Source organism: Sphingosinicella xenopeptidilytica (assembly GCF_042676985.1).
GTDB classification, from domain to species: domain Bacteria; phylum Pseudomonadota; class Alphaproteobacteria; order Sphingomonadales; family Sphingomonadaceae; genus Sphingosinicella; species Sphingosinicella xenopeptidilytica.
This window is the reverse complement of record NZ_JBHTIK010000005.1, coordinates 172,642-186,970: the sequence shown is the minus strand read 5'-3', so window position 1 is coordinate 186,970 and position 14,329 is coordinate 172,642. Positions and strand designations below refer to the sequence as shown.

The window sequence follows — 14,329 nt, the reverse complement described above, 5'->3', positions numbered from 1 at the left end:
GCGGCTCCGCCCGCACGCGGCATCGGCTCGCCGCAGGAGACTCTCGAAACGTCTCCGTAATACTAGCGTTAACCAAAATGTTGTGCCCGAGATGCTGGCCCGAACACGCAAGACGTCCGTTGCGGCCGGGTCCGGCGACAGGCCGCACGTCAAGCACGCTTGATGGGGCGGCTCCCGGCACCTGGATCGGCAATGCGTCAGTGGTCGGACGACACGCGTGATAACACGCGGTCGATGGGTCGAGTTTGAAGGAGGAACGCGATGAGTGTCATTTCCAAAAGTCCAAGACTGTTCTTGCTGCTTGCGCTTTCCGGCCTGGTGCCGGCCAGCCTGCACGCGCAGCCGCAGGATATGAACGGGGTCGACCCGTCCATAGACGTGAATGCCTATCCGCCGGCCGACCTCTCGGGGATGCCCGCAGGGCCGGAAGTCGAAGGCTTCATCGCGGCGCGCAAGGACCAGAAAATGCTGGTCACCACCCCCGGCGGCGCGAAGCAGACGGTGTTCATCAGCGAGGCGACCAAGGTGAAATCGAGCGGCGGGTTCCTTGGGGCGAGCAGCAAGAAACTGGCGTCGGACTCGCTGCTGAACGGCCTGCCGGTCACCATCAAGACCGTGCAATGGGGGCAGGGTCTGGTGGCAAGCCAGATCGCGCTCAAGAACAAGGATCTCAAGACCGCGTCGATGATCCACAATGCAACGGACCAGCGCTTTGCGGAGCAGACCGCGGCGACGGAAGCCCTTCGTGGCCGCGTGGCGGATATCGACCAGTATAATGTGAAAAGCACGACGAGCGTGAACTTCGACACCGGCAAGGCCGTGCTGTCGGAGGAGGCGAAGGCCAATCTCTGCTCGGCGGCGAGCGAAGCCGAGGCGATGGACAATGCCCTGCTGCTCGTGGTCGGCTACACCGATTCCACGGGAAGCGAGGAATTGAATCAGGTGCTCAGCGAGAAGCGGGCGGCGCGCGTCGTCAATTATCTCCAGCAGGCCTGCGGCTGGAAGCCGTATCGTATGCTCACGCCCACCGGAATGGCCGAAGCGGACCCGGCGGCAAGCAATGACTCCGTTGAGGGCAAGGCCCAGAATCGCCGCGTTGCGGTGAATATTCTGGTCAGCAAGGGTCTCGACGGGATTTAAGGCACTTGCGGGGTGGGCTGACGCCCACCCCGCGTTTCGTTTTCCCTTTGGGCGTGATCTCTGCGGTTAGACCGCGCGCACCCAGATCAGATCGTGGAAGAACTCGGCGCCCGAGCGGCTGGTTTCGGGAGGCGTGCGGAGCAGAAGCCGACCGTCGCCCGTGGGATCGAACTCAACCACGCGGCGCGTGAGCGTCGTGCCGACCCAGCGCTGGACGGTGGCGTGCTCGACGGCGTGGTGGACGTCGTCGCCCTCGCGCCGCCAGCGGCCCGCGTAGGCGATGACGAGCGGATCGCCGCCGTCCGTCTGCCGCGTCAGGATCGCGCTTACGTGACCATCGGGATGGTAGAAGATGCGCCCGCTCGCATCGAGCACGTAGGGATCGCCGTCGCGAAACTCGACCCACTGGTCGAGCTGCCACACGCCGCAGATGGGATCGGGCTCAGCCATCAGCCTTCCTTCGCAACAGTGACCATCGCGGGGCGCAGCAGGCGATCCTTGAGGACGTAGCCCGTTTGCAGCTCGGCAACGACCGTGCCGGGCTCCGCACCCTCCTGCACCACTTCGAGCATCGCCTGGTGCCGGTTCGGATCAAGCTTCTGGCCGATGCTTTCGACGCGCGCGATACCGTGCTTGTCGAAGGCTTTCAGAAGTTCCTTCTCGGTGATCTCCACGCCGGAGAGCAGCGGGCTGGCCACGACATCGTCCTTCGCGGCGGCATCGAGAGCGCGGCGGAGGTTATCGGCGACGCCGAGCAGATCGCGCGCGAAACCGGTGACGGCGTAGGCCACCGCGTCCGCCTTCTCGCGTTCGAGGCGGCGGCGGACGTTCTCCGATTCCGCGACGGCGCGGAGCAGGCGATCCTTGAGATCGGCGATCTCGGCATCCTTCTCGGCGAGCGGATCGGCCTCCGGTGTCTCCGCCGGCTGTTCGGCCGCGGCGATCTCTTCGGGGGTCAGCTTTTCGTTTTCGTCAATCATCCTATCAACCTGCTGAGTGTTCGGGCGGTATAATCCACCATGGGCACGATGCGTGCATAGTTGAGGCGCGTGGGGCCGATGACGCCCACGACGCCGACGATCCGGCCTTCGGCGCCGCTGTATGGCGCGGCGATAACCGATGAACCGGAGAGCGAGAAGAGCTTGTTTTCAGAGCCGATGAAGATTTTCATCGCCCGCGCTTCGCGCGCGTCATCGAGAACGCGCAGCATTTCGACCTTGTCGTCGAGATCGGCGAGGAGCGAGCGCACGCGCTGCAAGTCCGCCTCCGCCGCATCGTCGAGCAGGTGCGACTGGCCGCGCACGATGAGCACGGCACGGTCGGCATCGTCCGCCGACCAGCTCGCGATGCCGCGCGCGATAAGATCGCGCGTCGCCGCATCGATGAGCGCGCGTTCGGTCTCGATCTCCAGCTTCAGCAGCGCCGCCGCATCGGCGAGCGTGGAGCCGGCGAGGCGTGCGGTGAGATAGTTCCCCGCCTCGATGAGCGCCGCGGGGGACGCCGGATACTCCAGTTCGACGATGCGGTTTTCGACCGTGCCATCGTCGGCGACGAGGATCGCGAGAATGCGCGTCGGCGAAAGCGCCGTGAAGCTCGCCTGCCGCAGCACGCGCTCGGTGCGCGGCACCATGACCACGGCGGCGCAGGACGAGAGGCCGGAGAGCACGGCGGTCGCGCGCGAAAGCACGTCCTCCACGGCACGGTCGGGCGCGCTGAGGCCCGCCTCGATGGCGGCGCGCTCCTCCGCGCCCGCCTCGCTCGCCTGCATCATGCCGTCGACGAACAGGCGCAGGCCGAAATCGGTGGGCACACGCCCCGCCGACGTGTGCGGGCTGCCGAGCAGGCCAACGCGCTCCAGATCGTGAAGCACGCTGCGGATCGAGGCCGACGAGAGACCGAGACTGTCGGCACGCGCCGCGAGCGTCTTCGAACCGACCGGCGTGCCCGAGGCGATATATTCCTCGACCACCTGCCGGAACACGGCGCGCGCGCGGTCGGAAAGCTCTGATATGGTTGGGCCGCTCGTCATCGGGGGGCAATGTAGGGTGGAGCCCCGCCCCTCTCAAGTGATCTGGACCCCGGTGGCGCGAGCCGGTACACGGCGCGGCAGAACCCATTCCCCCGTACAGGAGTTTTCATGCGACCCTCCGGCCGCGCGCCCGACGAGATGCGCACCATCGAGATGACCCCCGGCTTTTCGCGCCACGCCGAGGGCTCTTGCCTCGTGAAGTTCGGCGACACGCATGTGCTGGTGACGGCGAGCGTCGAGGAACGCGTGCCGCCGTTCCTGCGCGGCAAGGGCGAAGGCTGGGTAACGGCGGAATACGGGATGCTCCCCCGCGCCACGCACACGCGCGGCTCGCGCGAGGCGGCGAAGGGCAAGCAATCCGGCCGCACGCAGGAAATCCAGCGCCTCATCGGCCGCTCGCTGCGCACCATCGTGGACCTGAAGGCGCTCGGCGAGCGGCAGATCACCATCGACTGCGACGTGCTGCAGGCAGATGGCGGCACACGCACCGCCGCGATTTCGGGCGCTTGGGTGGCGCTGCGCATCGCGATCGACAAATTAATGGCAGATGGCCTGCTGACCGCGGACCCCATTCGCGCGCAGGTCGGAGCGATCAGCTGCGGCGTTTACGAAGGCACGGCCGTGCTCGACCTCGATTACCCGGAGGATTCATCCGCCGAGACCGACGCCAACTTCGTGATGACCGACAAGGGCGGCATAGTCGAAGTGCAAGGCACCGCCGAGCGCGATCCGTTCGACGAGGAAACGCTGCTGCGCATGCTCCGCCTCGCACGCATCGGCTGCGGCAAGATCTACGCGGCGCAGGCGAAAGCCACCGGGCGCTAGGCGATGGCGCGAAAGCTCCTTCCCGGCACGCTGATCGTGGCGAGCCACAATCCCGGCAAGGTACGGGAAATCCGCGACCTGCTCGCGCCGTTCGGTATCGAGCCGGTATCGGCAGGCGACGCGGGCCTGCCGGAGCCGGAAGAAACCGAGACGACGTTTCGCGGCAATGCCGAGCTGAAAGCCCTCGCCGCCGCGCGCGGATCGGGACTTCCGGCGCTTGCCGACGATTCGGGGCTTAGCGTTCACGCGCTCGGCGGCGATCCCGGCATCTATTCGGCACGGTGGGCGGGGCCGGAGAAGGACTTCGCGCTCGCCATGCGGAAGGTGCACGAGGCACTCGCCGCTGCTGAGGATCGCAGCGCGCATTTCACCTGTGCACTGACGCTGGCGTGGCCTGACGGGCACGTTGAAACCTTCGAAGGGCACGTGCACGGCACACTCGTGTGGCCGCCGCGCGGCGAGCACGGCTTCGGCTACGATCCGATGTTCGTGCCCGAGGATCACACCATCAGCTTCGGCGAGATGGCGCCCGATGCGAAGCACGCGATGAGCCATCGCGCGCGGGCATTCGCGCAGCTGGTTGAGGCATGTCTGAAATAGCGCAGCCGCTCGCGCTTTACGTCCACTGGCCGTTCTGCGTCTCCAAGTGCCCGTACTGCGATTTCAACAGCCATGTGCGCGAACGTGTGGACGAGGCGGCCTGGCGCAAGGCGCTGATCGCGGACATGGAATACGAGGCGCGCCTGACGCCCGGGCGGCGGCTTTCCAGCCTGTTCTTCGGTGGCGGCACACCTTCGCTGATGGCACCCGGAACCGTTGGCGCGATCATCGAAGCCGCCGACCGGCTGTGGGGCTTTGCCGACGCGGAGATCACGCTCGAAGCCAACCCTTCGAGCGTCGAGGCGGAACGTTTTGCGGGCTTCGCGGCGGCGGGTGTGAACCGCGTGTCGCTGGGGCTGCAGGCGCTCGACGATACGTCTTTGAAGGCACTCGGCCGCGCGCACGACCTTGCCGAGGGGCTCGCCGCGCTCGATGTGGCGCAGAGGCATTTCCCGCGCGTGAGTTTCGACCTGATCTATGCGCGCGAAGGCCAGACGCCGGAAGTATGGGAAGCCGAACTCATGCGCGCGCTGGCGTTCGGGACAGAACACCTCTCGCTCTACCAGCTCACGATCGAGCCGGGGACGGCGTTCGCGACGCGCGCACGGCTCGGACGGCTGACACTGCCGGAGGAAGACGCCTCGCTCGGCATGTTCGAGATGACGCGCGCGATGACGGCGGCGGCGGGGCTTCCCGCCTACGAGGTTTCGAACCACGCACGGCCGGGCGCGGAGAGTCGCCACAACCTCACCTATTGGCGCTACGGCGACTACGTGGGCGTCGGCCCGGGTGCGCACGGGCGGCGCGGCGGCATGGCGACGATCCGCGAACGGCTGCCGGAAACGTGGCTGAAAACGCCGGTCGCCAGTGAAACCCCGCTCGAAGCCAATACACGCGCCGACGAGGCCCTGATGATGGGGTTACGGCTGCTGGAAGGCATCGACGAGGCGGCCTTTGCAGCGCGCACGGGTCTTGCCCTGGGCGATGTCATCAGCGCGTCGGGTCTCGCCGAGACCACACGGCTCGGACTGGTGGCGCGCACGAACGGCAGGCTACGGCTGACCGATACGGGTCAGCCGCTGCTCAATGCGGTGATCGCGCGGCTGATGGCCTGATCAGGCGGCCAAATCAGGCACCCGGGCGTTTTGCGAAGGTGCGCGGCGCGGGCGAGACGACGGTGGTGCCCGATGCACCCACCTGCCCCACTTCAAGACCTCGGTCGGCAATCCCCGAGGCGCCGAAGCGGAAGATGCCGTCGACGCCCGCGAAGCCATCTGAATCGCGCAGGCGCGCTTCGGGGAAATTCGCGCCGATCGGCCATTCGCCCGCAATGGCGTTCACCAGCAGCACCGAATCATAGCCGAGGCTGGCAAGCCGCGACGGCGCGCCGCCGAACTTCGCCCGGTAGCGGGAGGCAAGCTGCGTATAACGCGCGTCGGGAACGCTGGCGTACCATGCGCCGTGCAGCCCCTGCACGCTGCGGATGCCCGGCTCGGCGTTCCAGAGTTCGGGGCCGAGGTATCGGACCTTGCCCGGACCGGCACCATACTGGGTGAGCGGGCCGAGGAACGCGGAGGCGATCTGGCTGCCGTCCGCGATCAGCAGCGCCTGGAAGGACACCGGCCCCAAACGTTCCTGCACCGGCGCCACCGTGCCGTCGGCACGCACGATGCCGCCCTGGCTCGCCCGCGCGACACGCGCTTCGTAGTCGGTGAGGCGGCGCACGGCGGCCTGCAGCTTGGCGCGCGAGCGCTCGTAGGTTTCCACCGCCGTGACCTTGCCGCCCGATTCGCGCACGGCGCGCAGCATGGCGCCCGAGGCGCGCTGGCCGTAGTTGCCCGCCGGCACGAGCGCGCCGAAGCGCTCGACACCCTGCGCGCGCGCATAGCGCACGACACGGTCGATCGACTGATCGGGCTGGTAGCCGAGGATATAGACGCCGTTTCCGGCGACGTCGGCGTCGTTCGAATAAGAGATGATCGGGATGCCCGCCGCCTTGGCGACACCGCGCACGGCAGTGACATCCGCCGCGAGCAGCGGCCCAAGGAACAATTTGTTGCCCTCCGCAACCGCGCGGCGCGCAGCGGCCGCCGCGCCGGGTGCGGTATCATAGACGGTGAGCTTGATGTTGGTGGCCTTGACGTCGAGCAGCGCCATGTTCGCGGCGTTCGCCAGCGATTGGCCGACACGCGCGGTGCCTCCGCTCATCGGCAGCAGCAGCGCCACGCGGTTCTGCGGAATTTCCTGAGGCGTTTCCACGACCGGCGGAGGAGGCGGCGGCGCCTCGACTTCCGGCGCTTTCTGGACCGTTTGTGTACAGGCAGCGGCGGCGAGCGCCGCCATCGGCAGCAACGTCCGCTTCAGGCCGGAAAAACAGCGATTCCAAAATCGCCCGCGGCCCTCCATGCTGGTGATCGACATGTCCATGGCACCCTTACCCCCAGAATCTAGATCCGGCGAACTCGAACCCGGCCTTTACATCGTGGCGACGCCCATCGGCAACCTGGGCGACATCACGCTCCGCGCAGCCGACGTGCTGAAGTCCGCCGCCTTAATCGCCGCTGAAGATACGCGCGTGACAGCAAAGCTGCTCGCCCGCATCGGCAGCGACCGCCCGATGGTGCCCTATCACGACCATAGTGACAGCCGCGTGCGCGCACGGCTGCTGGAACGTATGCGAAATGAATCGGTTGCGCTGGTCAGCGATGCAGGCACGCCGCTCATTTCCGATCCCGGCTTCAAGCTGGTGCGGGAAGCACGCGCCGAAGGCATCGCCGTGACGACGATTCCGGGGCCATGCGCTGCGATCGCCGCGCTGACGCTCGCCGGGCTGCCCACCGACCGCTTTCTGTTCGCGGGCTTCCTTCCGACCAAAGCGAAAGCATCGGCGGACACGATCGCGGAGTTCGCGGGGCTCGATGCCACGCTGGTGTTCTACGAATCCGGCAATCGGCTCGCGCGGACGCTGGAGGCGCTGAAAGATGGCCTTGGCGACCGGCCGTCCGCCGTCGCGCGCGAGATCACCAAGGCCTTCGAGGAAACCGTGACCGGCACACTCGGCGAGCTTGCCGCACGCTATGCGGAGGCGCCGCCCAAGGGCGAGATCGTCGTCGTCGTCGGCCCGCCCGAACCGGCCGCGCCGGCGGACGCCGATACGCTCGACGCCGCGCTTGCCGCCGCGATGGCAACGCAGCCGCTGAAATCCGCCGTGGCGGAAGTGAGCGCCGCGCTCGGCCTCCCCCGCAAGCAGGTCTATGCCCGCGCGCTCGAACTCCGCGACAACCCATGAAACGTCAGGCCGCCGAACGACGCGGCCGCCGCGCCGAACGCATCGCCGCGTTGTGGCTCAGGCTCAAAGGCTACCGCATCCTCGGGGAACGCATTCGTACACCCGCCGGCGAGATCGACATCGTGGCGCGGCGCGGCCGGATGCTAGCGTTCGTCGAGGTGAAGGCGCGCGACGACGACATTGGGGCTTCCGCCGCGCTCGAACCCCCGCGCATGGCCCGCGTCGCGCGCGCCGCCAACCTGCTGCTCGGTCGTTACATGGCAGGCTGCGACGGCGCCCGTATCGATGCACTGGTCGTCTCACGCGGCCGCCTGCCCCGCCACATCGAAGGCGTGGTCGACGGCGATTGGGCTTAGCTGCTAGACGGCCCTTCGAATCAAAGGAACGCCCATGAGCCTCAACGTCGCCGTCCAGATGGACCCCATCGAGCGCATCAACATCGCGGGCGATTCGACCTTCGCGCTGATGCTGAAGGCCGAGGAACGCGGCTACACGATGTGGCACTATCTGGCCGATCAGCTTTCGTGGCGCGACGGCCGCGTGATCGCCCATGCCCGGCCCGTCTCCGTGCGGCGCGTGGTCGGCGACCATTATACGCTCGGCGAAGCGCGCGACATCGACCTCGGCAGCGACGTCGATGTCGTGCTGATGCGGCAGGATCCGCCGTTCGACATCGGCTACATCACCGCAACGCATCTCCTCGAGATGCTGGACGGCGAAACGCTCGTCGTGAACAACCCGCGCGAGGTGCGGAACGCGCCCGAGAAGCTGTTCGTCACACAGTTCGCCGATCTGATGCCGCCGACGCTGATCACAAGGCGGCTGGAAGAGGTGCTGGCGTTCCGCAAGACGCACGGCGCCATCGTCGTGAAGCCGCTGCACGGCAACGCCGGCGCCGCCGTGTTCAAGCTCGGCGAGGACGACGGCAACCTTCCCGCGCTCGTCGAGCTGTTCTCGAACGTGTGGCGCGAACCCTTCATGGTGCAGCGCTTCCTTCCCAAGGTGAGCGACGGCGACAAGCGCATCGTGCTCGTGGACGGCAAGGTCGCGGGCGCGATCAACCGCCTGCCCAAGGCGGGCGAAATTCGCTCCAACCTCGCGGCCGGCGGCAATGCGGCGAAGACGCAGCTCACGCCGCGCGAGGAGGAAATCTGCGCGCGTCTGGGGCCGGAGCTTGAACAACGGGGGCTGCTCTTCGTCGGCATCGATGTGATCGACGGCTGGCTTACCGAGATCAACGTGACTTCGCCCACGGGCATTGTCGCCATCGATCGGTTCAACGGCACCGATACGGCGGGCATGATCTGGGACGCGATTTTGAGGAGGCTCGGCCGCTGATATGGGTGAATGGGTTCAACAGCTGATCGCCGAGACCGGCTATCTCGGCGTCGCCTTCCTGATGTTTCTGGAAACGGTGTTTCCGCCGATCCCGAGCGAGATCATCATGTCGTTCGCGGGGTTGGAAGCCGCAAAGGGCGCGTTCAGCCTCGTCGGCGCGATCATCGCGGGCACCACAGGCGCGATGTTCGGCAATATCTTCTGGTATCTGCTCGCAAAGCAGATCGGCATCCACCGCTTCGATCCGATCGTGCGCCGCTTCGGCCGCTGGCTGACCGTCAGCCTCGGCGACATCGAAAAGGCACACAAGTGGTTCGATCAACACGGCGCCGCCTTCGTGCTGTTCGGGCGGATGCTCCCGACGCTGCGCTCGCTTGTCTCCGTTCCCGCGGGATTCATGGAGATGAACTTCCGGCAGTTCGTGATCTATTCGACCATCGGCACCGCCGGGTGGACCTCGCTGCTCGCGATCGCGGGCTACAAGCTGGGGCAGGACTATGCCGAGATCGAGGCCTATGTCGGCCCGGTCGGCACCGCCGTGATCGTGGTGTGCGTGGCCGGCTACCTGTGGCGCGTCATCACGTGGAAGCCGCACGCCTAAGCGCGCGGGTGCGCGTGGCGGTAAACATCGAGCAGGCGCGCCGCATCGACCTCCGTGTAGACCTGCGTGGACGACAGGCTGGCGTGGCCGAGCAGTTCCTGAATCGAACGCAGGTCCGCGCCGCGTGCGAGAAGATGTGTCGCGAAGCTGTGGCGGAGCGCGTGCGGCGTCGCTGAGGGCGGCAGACCGAGCGCCGCGCGTGCGGCACGCATCGCGGCGCGGATCATCCCCGGTGAAAGCACGCCGCCCTTGGCGCCCCGGAACAATGGTGTGCCCGGTGCTGGCGTGAACGGCGCGAGTGCGAGATAGGCCTCGATCGCCTCCTTCACCTTGGGCAGCACGGGCACGACACGCGTCTTGCCGCGCTTGCCGGTGACGGTGATCGCCGCGCCGATCGGCAGCACATCGCCGGTGAGCGACAGCGCCTCGGCGATGCGAAGCCCCGAGCCGTAGAGCAGCAGCAGCACCGCCGTGTCCCGCGCGCCGATCCACGGCTCACGCGCGCCGTCCGCCGCCGTGTCGGCGACGCCGGTCGCGTCTGCAGGCGCAAGCGGGCGCGGCACGCGTCTCTTGAGACGGGGCGAGGCAAGCCCCGCGATCGCCTTGCAATCGATGCCGCGATGCTTGCGCGCCCAGCGGAAGAAACTGCGCAGCGCCGCGACTTCACGCGCGACGGAGACGTTGGCGAGGCCTTCGGCGCGGCGGTGCGCGAGATAGGCGCGGAGGTCTGCGAGGCTAAGCGCGGCGAGTGCACCGTCATCAACAGCGGCGTCTAGATGCCCGCCCATGAAATGCACGAAGCCGTTGAGGCTTGTCTGATAGGCGCGGAGCGTGTGCGCGGAGCGGCGCTCGGCGGCTTCGAGGTGCTGGAGCCACTCCGCGACGCGGGCGTGCGCGGGCTGGTTCAGCGCCGGAAAATCTAGGGCTCGATCTGCATCCACCGCGCGATCATGCGCGAAACCACATCGCCGAGAAAGGCGAGAAGCTCGTTGCCATGATAATCGCCGAAATTGTGCGGCGCGCGCGAGCCGAGCGCGATGATGCCGGTGGGCGCGGGCGGCGTGGGTTTGAGCGCAATCAGCGCTTCCGAACGGATGAGCTCGGCCGCCGGGCCGAACACGGGCGAGCCGTGCTTCACGCTGCGCGCCTGCCCCAAGGGCAGCAGGTGACACCAGAGCTCGACCTGTTCGGGATCGATGAACTGCACGCCGCTCGCACTGGCGCGGATGCCCTGGCCGCTTGTGGTAAGCCCGAGGCCGACCGCATCGATGCGGAGGATATCCACCCAATCCTGCGTCACGACATGGATCAGGTGCTCGAAGTCGCGCGCATCCAGCGCGGCGAGCGCAGCGGCATGGATCTGCTGCACGGCACCCGCGTGACCGCGCGCATAAGCGAGCAGGTCGCTGTTCGCCTCGCCAAGCACGGCGACACGGGTGCGCAGGCGAACCAGCGCTTCGGACTGGAAATCGAGAACAGCCATGCCCGCGACCCTATCGCGGACATGGTTAAAAGAAGCTGAGCGCTAGAGGATGGCTAAAGGATGGACTGCCCGGTCTTTTCCCAGTCGGCGAGGAAGCCGGCGATGCCCTTGTCGGTGAGCACGTGGTTGAAGAGCGCGCGGATCACCGCCGGGGGCGCCGTCATCACGTCCGCGCCGATTTTCGCCGATTCGAGCACGTGGATCGGGTGGCGGATGCTGGCGACGAGGATTTCGGTGGCGAAATCGTAGTTGTCGTAGATGAGGCGGATGTCGCTGATCAGCTGCATCCCGTCGAGGCCGTTGTCGTCGTGGCGGCCCACAAAGGGCGAGATGAAGGTCGCGCCCGCCTTCGCCGCGAGCAGCGCCTGATTCGCCGAGAAGCAGAGCGTGACGTTCACCATCGTGCCGTCGCTGGTCAGCGCCTTGCAGGTCTTCAAACCGTCGATGGTGAGCGGCACCTTGATGGCGATGTTGTCGGCGATTTTGCGGAGGACTTCGGCCTCCTTCATCATCGTCTCGTGATCGAGCGCAACGACCTCGGCGGAAACCGGACCTTCGACGATCCCGCAGATCTCCGTCACCACCTCCACGAAACCGCGGCCGGACTTGTGGATCAGCGACGGGTTCGTCGTCACGCCGTCGAGGAGCCCGGTGGCGGCGAGGTCGGCAATGTCCTTGGTGTCGGCGGTGTCGACGAAGAATTTCATGGGTCGGGCTTTCGAAAGAGGCGTTTGAACAGCCCTTAGCGATTCGAATCGCGGGGCGTCCATAGCGCGGCTTTGCCTTCGCGGGCGCGTGCTTACATAAGAGCGCGATGCCCGCCCCCCGTCCCGTTTCCCGTTTGCGTGTTCTCACCCGCAACGCCGCGCTCGGCCCGCTCGATTACCGGGCGCCGTCGGAGGGCGTACCGGTGGGAAGCGTGGTGCGTGTGCCGCTCGGGCCGCGCGAGCTGCACGGCGTGGTGTGGGAAGCCGACAGGCTACCGACGACCGAAGTGGCCGACGCGAAACTGCGGCCGATCCACGGCATCGCGCCGGTGCCGCCGATCCCGGCGAGCGTACGGCGGCTCGTCGAGTGGGTCGCGGCCTATTATCTGGTGCCGCCCGCTGCCGTGCTGCGCATGGTGCTCTCGGTCTCCGCCGCGCTTGATGGCGCGCGCACGGTCACCGAATACCGCGTATCGGGCCAACTTCCCGAGCGTATGACGGAGAAGCGCGAGGCTGCGCTCACCACGCTCGGCGATGCGCAGGGGCTGGTGCGCGAGCTTGCCGAATGGTCGGGCGTTTCGGACGCAGTGATTCGCGGGCTCATCTCGGCAGGCGCGATCGAACCGGTGACAGTGTCGGTGGACCGCACGCCGCCCCTCCCCGATCCCGATTTCGGTCCGCCCGTGCTGGAGGCAGAGCAGGAAGCCGCCGCCTCTGCGCTGGTCGCGGCGGTGAAAGCGCACGACTTCGCGCCCTTCCTGCTCGACGGCGTCACCGGATCAGGCAAAACCGAGACGTATCTGGAGGCCGTCGCCGCCGCGCTCGAATCCGGCGGACAGGCGCTCGTACTGCTCCCAGAGATTGCGCTCACCGAACCCTTCCTGCGCCGCTTCGAGGCGCGCTTCGGCTGCAAGCCCGTCCAGTGGCACAGCGACCTGCGCTCCTCCGAACGCCGTACCGCATGGCGCGCGGCGGCGAGCGGCGCGGCGAAGGTGGTGGTGGGCGCGCGCTCGGCGCTGTTCCTCCCCTACCCTGACCTGCGCCTCATCATCGTCGACGAAGCGCACGAGACGAGCTTCAAGCAGGAGGACGGCGTTCCCTATCACGCGCGCGATGTGGCGGTGATGCGCGCTCAGATCGAAGAGATTCCCATCGTCCTCGCCACCGCCACCCCCGCCATCGAAACGCTGGCGCAGGTCACGCGCGGCCGCTACCGCCACCTCGAACTCGCGAGCCGCTTCGGCGGCGCGCAGATGCCTGAGATCGAGGCGATCGACCTGCGCGTCACGCCGCCCGAGCACGGCCGCTGGCTGGCGCCGCCGCTCGTCGAGGCGATGAAGGTAACGCTCGCACGCGGCGAACAGTCGCTGCTGTTCCTCAACCGACGCGGTTACGCCCCACTAACGCTCTGCCGCCATTGCGGCACGCGCATCGAGTGCCCGAACTGCACGGCGTGGATGGTTGAGCACCGGCTGGTGAAGCGCCTGCAATGCCACCACTGCGGGCTTGTCGAAGCCGTACCCGAGGCCTGCCCCGAATGCGGCGAGGAACATAGTCTCGTTGCCTGCGGTCCCGGCGTGGAGCGCATCGCCGAGGAGGTCGCCGCGCTGTTCCCAGACGCGAACGTCGCGCTCGTCACGTCGGACACGATCCACTCGCCCGCGCAGGCGAAGGCGCTGGTGGACAGCGCGCTCGCCGGCGAGATCGACATCTTCATCGGCACGCAGCTCATCACCAAGGGCTACCACTTTCCCGAGCTGACGCTCGTCGGCGTCGTCGATGCCGACCTTGCGCTGAAAGGCGGCGACCTCCGCGCGGGGGAGCGCAGCTTCCAGCAGATCAGCCAGGTCGCCGGGCGTGCGGGGCGCGGCGAAAAGCCGGGGCACGTCTATATCCAGACGCACCAGCCCGAAGCGCCCGTGCTCGCCGCGCTCGTCGCGGGCGATGCGCCCGGCTTCTACGCCGCCGAGACGGAGGCGCGCCGCGCCGCCGCGATGCCGCCGTTCGGGCGGCTCGCCGCGATCATCGTTTCCGGGCCGGACGAGGCAGAGGTCGCGGCAACCGCCCGCGCGATCGGTCGCGCCGCACCCACGGGCATCGACGGTCTCACCATCCTCGGCCCCGCCCCCGCGCCGCTCTCGCTGCTGCGTGGGCGTTTCCGGCACCGGCTTCTCGTCCACGCCGCGCGGCGGGCGGATGTGCAAGGGCTGATCGCGGACTGGCTGGGGGGCGTCGAGGTGCCCCGGAACGTGCGCGTTTCCGTGGACATCGACCCTTACAGCTTCGTTTAGAAGCTTGTAACCTTTTGGGCGGCTCA

16 protein-coding genes are annotated in these 14,329 nt (G+C 67.5%); 9 read left to right on the top strand and 7 right to left on the bottom strand.

All coding sequences use genetic code 11. The features are described from left to right. The first annotated feature begins 261 nt into the window (after positions 1–261). Positions 262–1,140: an OmpA family protein gene (locus ACFQ00_RS08960; RefSeq protein ID WP_381489219.1), complete on the top strand. Its 879-nt coding sequence runs from the start codon at positions 262–264 to the stop codon at positions 1,138–1,140. A gap of 66 nt (positions 1,141–1,206) precedes the next feature. Here the strand turns inward: ACFQ00_RS08960 and ACFQ00_RS08955 are convergent, their stop codons facing one another. Genes ACFQ00_RS08955 through hrcA form a run of 3 tightly spaced genes read right to left on the bottom strand, consistent with a single transcriptional unit; the run spans position 1,207 to position 3,169 of the window. Continuing rightward, positions 1,207–1,590 carry a hypothetical protein gene (locus ACFQ00_RS08955; protein WP_381489216.1) on the bottom strand — a complete coding sequence of 128 codons (384 nt, stop codon included), beginning with the start codon at positions 1,588–1,590 and terminating at the stop codon, positions 1,207–1,209. Further along, complete coding sequence (gene grpE, locus ACFQ00_RS08950) at positions 1,590–2,120, bottom strand: nucleotide exchange factor GrpE (RefSeq protein WP_381489213.1); 531 nt, start codon at positions 2,118–2,120, stop codon at positions 1,590–1,592. Before grpE ends, ACFQ00_RS08955 begins: the two co-directional genes overlap by 1 nt. Further along, positions 2,117–3,169, bottom strand: coding sequence for a heat-inducible transcriptional repressor HrcA (gene hrcA, locus ACFQ00_RS08945; protein ID WP_381489211.1), 1,053 nt, complete (start codon positions 3,167–3,169; stop codon positions 2,117–2,119). Before hrcA ends, grpE begins: the two co-directional genes overlap by 4 nt. Before the next feature lie 108 nt (positions 3,170–3,277). Here hrcA and rph point away from each other — a divergent pair, with 108 nt between their 5' ends. The 3 genes from rph to hemW are packed head-to-tail and all read left to right on the top strand — an operon-like array spanning position 3,278 to position 5,709. After that, on the top strand, positions 3,278–3,994 hold the full coding sequence (rph, locus tag ACFQ00_RS08940; RefSeq protein ID WP_381489208.1) for a ribonuclease PH: 717 nt from the start codon (positions 3,278–3,280) through the stop codon (positions 3,992–3,994). 3 nt (positions 3,995–3,997) lie between these two features. After that, complete coding sequence (gene rdgB, locus ACFQ00_RS08935) at positions 3,998–4,594, top strand: RdgB/HAM1 family non-canonical purine NTP pyrophosphatase (RefSeq protein ID WP_381489205.1); 597 nt, start codon at positions 3,998–4,000, stop codon at positions 4,592–4,594. Further along, the gene (hemW, locus tag ACFQ00_RS08930) at positions 4,582–5,709 is read left to right on the top strand and encodes a radical SAM family heme chaperone HemW (RefSeq protein ID WP_381489202.1); all 1,128 of its coding nucleotides are present in this window, start codon (positions 4,582–4,584) and stop codon (positions 5,707–5,709) included. Before rdgB ends, hemW begins: the two co-directional genes overlap by 13 nt. 13 nt (positions 5,710–5,722) lie before the next feature. On the opposite strand, the gene ACFQ00_RS08925 is transcribed toward hemW, so the two are convergent. Next, complete coding sequence (locus tag ACFQ00_RS08925; protein ID WP_381489199.1) at positions 5,723–7,015, bottom strand: penicillin-binding protein activator; 1,293 nt, start codon at positions 7,013–7,015, stop codon at positions 5,723–5,725. Positions 7,016–7,019: 4 nt separating this feature from the next. On the opposite strand from ACFQ00_RS08925, the gene rsmI reads away from it, so the two are divergent. The 4 genes from rsmI to ACFQ00_RS08905 are packed head-to-tail and all read left to right on the top strand — an operon-like array spanning position 7,020 to position 9,822. Further along, positions 7,020–7,883, top strand: coding sequence for a 16S rRNA (cytidine(1402)-2'-O)-methyltransferase (rsmI, locus tag ACFQ00_RS08920; RefSeq protein WP_381490874.1), 864 nt, complete (start codon positions 7,020–7,022; stop codon positions 7,881–7,883). Next, positions 7,880–8,239, top strand: coding sequence for a YraN family protein (locus tag ACFQ00_RS08915; RefSeq protein WP_381489196.1), 360 nt, complete (start codon positions 7,880–7,882; stop codon positions 8,237–8,239). The genes rsmI and ACFQ00_RS08915 overlap by 4 nt, the downstream gene beginning before the upstream one ends. Positions 8,240–8,273: 34 nt before the next feature. Then, positions 8,274–9,221 carry a glutathione synthase gene (gshB, locus tag ACFQ00_RS08910; RefSeq protein ID WP_381489193.1) on the top strand — a complete coding sequence of 316 codons (948 nt, stop codon included), beginning with the start codon at positions 8,274–8,276 and terminating at the stop codon, positions 9,219–9,221. Between the two features lies 1 nt (position 9,222). Next, positions 9,223–9,822, top strand: coding sequence for a DedA family protein (locus tag ACFQ00_RS08905; protein ID WP_381489191.1), 600 nt, complete (start codon positions 9,223–9,225; stop codon positions 9,820–9,822). On the opposite strand, the gene ACFQ00_RS08900 is transcribed toward ACFQ00_RS08905, so the two are convergent. The 3 genes from ACFQ00_RS08900 to fsa are packed head-to-tail and all read right to left on the bottom strand — an operon-like array spanning position 9,819 to position 12,012. Then, the gene (locus tag ACFQ00_RS08900) at positions 9,819–10,763 is read right to left on the bottom strand and encodes a tyrosine recombinase XerC (protein WP_381489189.1); all 945 of its coding nucleotides are present in this window, start codon (positions 10,761–10,763) and stop codon (positions 9,819–9,821) included. The two genes, ACFQ00_RS08905 and ACFQ00_RS08900, sit on opposite strands and share 4 nt — an antisense overlap. Next, positions 10,742–11,305 (bottom strand): DUF484 family protein, encoded by a 564-nt coding sequence (locus ACFQ00_RS08895; RefSeq protein WP_381489186.1) that lies wholly within the window; start codon positions 11,303–11,305, stop codon positions 10,742–10,744. The genes ACFQ00_RS08900 and ACFQ00_RS08895 overlap by 22 nt, the downstream gene beginning before the upstream one ends. A gap of 53 nt (positions 11,306–11,358) precedes the next feature. Further along, positions 11,359–12,012, bottom strand: coding sequence for a fructose-6-phosphate aldolase (gene fsa / locus ACFQ00_RS08890; protein WP_374597390.1), 654 nt, complete (start codon positions 12,010–12,012; stop codon positions 11,359–11,361). Between the two features lie 107 nt (positions 12,013–12,119). On the opposite strand from fsa, the gene ACFQ00_RS08885 reads away from it, so the two are divergent. After that, positions 12,120–14,303, top strand: a complete 2,184-nt coding sequence (locus ACFQ00_RS08885; RefSeq protein ID WP_381489181.1) for a primosomal protein N' — start codon at positions 12,120–12,122, stop codon at positions 14,301–14,303. Positions 14,304–14,329: the final 26 nt, after the last annotated feature.

What these genes read in the sequence shown, in the direction of transcription:
- ACFQ00_RS08895 (WP_381489186.1), bottom strand. Translation starts at nt 11,305, where the DNA reads ATGGCTGTTCTCGATTTCCAGTCCGAAGCGCTGGTTCGCCTGCGCACC.
- ACFQ00_RS08925 (WP_381489199.1), bottom strand. Translation starts at nt 7,015, where the DNA reads ATGTCGATCACCAGCATGGAGGGCCGCGGGCGATTTTGGAATCGCTGT.
- hrcA (WP_381489211.1), bottom strand. Translation starts at nt 3,169, where the DNA reads ATGACGAGCGGCCCAACCATATCAGAGCTTTCCGACCGCGCGCGCGCC.
- ACFQ00_RS08885 (WP_381489181.1), top strand. Translation starts at nt 12,120, where the DNA reads ATGCCCGCCCCCCGTCCCGTTTCCCGTTTGCGTGTTCTCACCCGCAAC.
- grpE (WP_381489213.1), bottom strand. Translation starts at nt 2,120, where the DNA reads ATGATTGACGAAAACGAAAAGCTGACCCCCGAAGAGATCGCCGCGGCC.
- ACFQ00_RS08960 (WP_381489219.1), top strand. Translation starts at nt 262, where the DNA reads ATGAGTGTCATTTCCAAAAGTCCAAGACTGTTCTTGCTGCTTGCGCTT.
- fsa (WP_374597390.1), bottom strand. Translation starts at nt 12,012, where the DNA reads ATGAAATTCTTCGTCGACACCGCCGACACCAAGGACATTGCCGACCTC.
- rsmI (WP_381490874.1), top strand. Translation starts at nt 7,020, where the DNA reads ATGGCACCCTTACCCCCAGAATCTAGATCCGGCGAACTCGAACCCGGC.
- ACFQ00_RS08915 (WP_381489196.1), top strand. Translation starts at nt 7,880, where the DNA reads ATGAAACGTCAGGCCGCCGAACGACGCGGCCGCCGCGCCGAACGCATC.
- gshB (WP_381489193.1), top strand. Translation starts at nt 8,274, where the DNA reads ATGAGCCTCAACGTCGCCGTCCAGATGGACCCCATCGAGCGCATCAAC.
- rph (WP_381489208.1), top strand. Translation starts at nt 3,278, where the DNA reads ATGCGACCCTCCGGCCGCGCGCCCGACGAGATGCGCACCATCGAGATG.
- ACFQ00_RS08955 (WP_381489216.1), bottom strand. Translation starts at nt 1,590, where the DNA reads ATGGCTGAGCCCGATCCCATCTGCGGCGTGTGGCAGCTCGACCAGTGG.
- rdgB (WP_381489205.1), top strand. Translation starts at nt 3,998, where the DNA reads ATGGCGCGAAAGCTCCTTCCCGGCACGCTGATCGTGGCGAGCCACAAT.
- ACFQ00_RS08905 (WP_381489191.1), top strand. Translation starts at nt 9,223, where the DNA reads ATGGGTGAATGGGTTCAACAGCTGATCGCCGAGACCGGCTATCTCGGC.
- hemW (WP_381489202.1), top strand. Translation starts at nt 4,582, where the DNA reads ATGTCTGAAATAGCGCAGCCGCTCGCGCTTTACGTCCACTGGCCGTTC.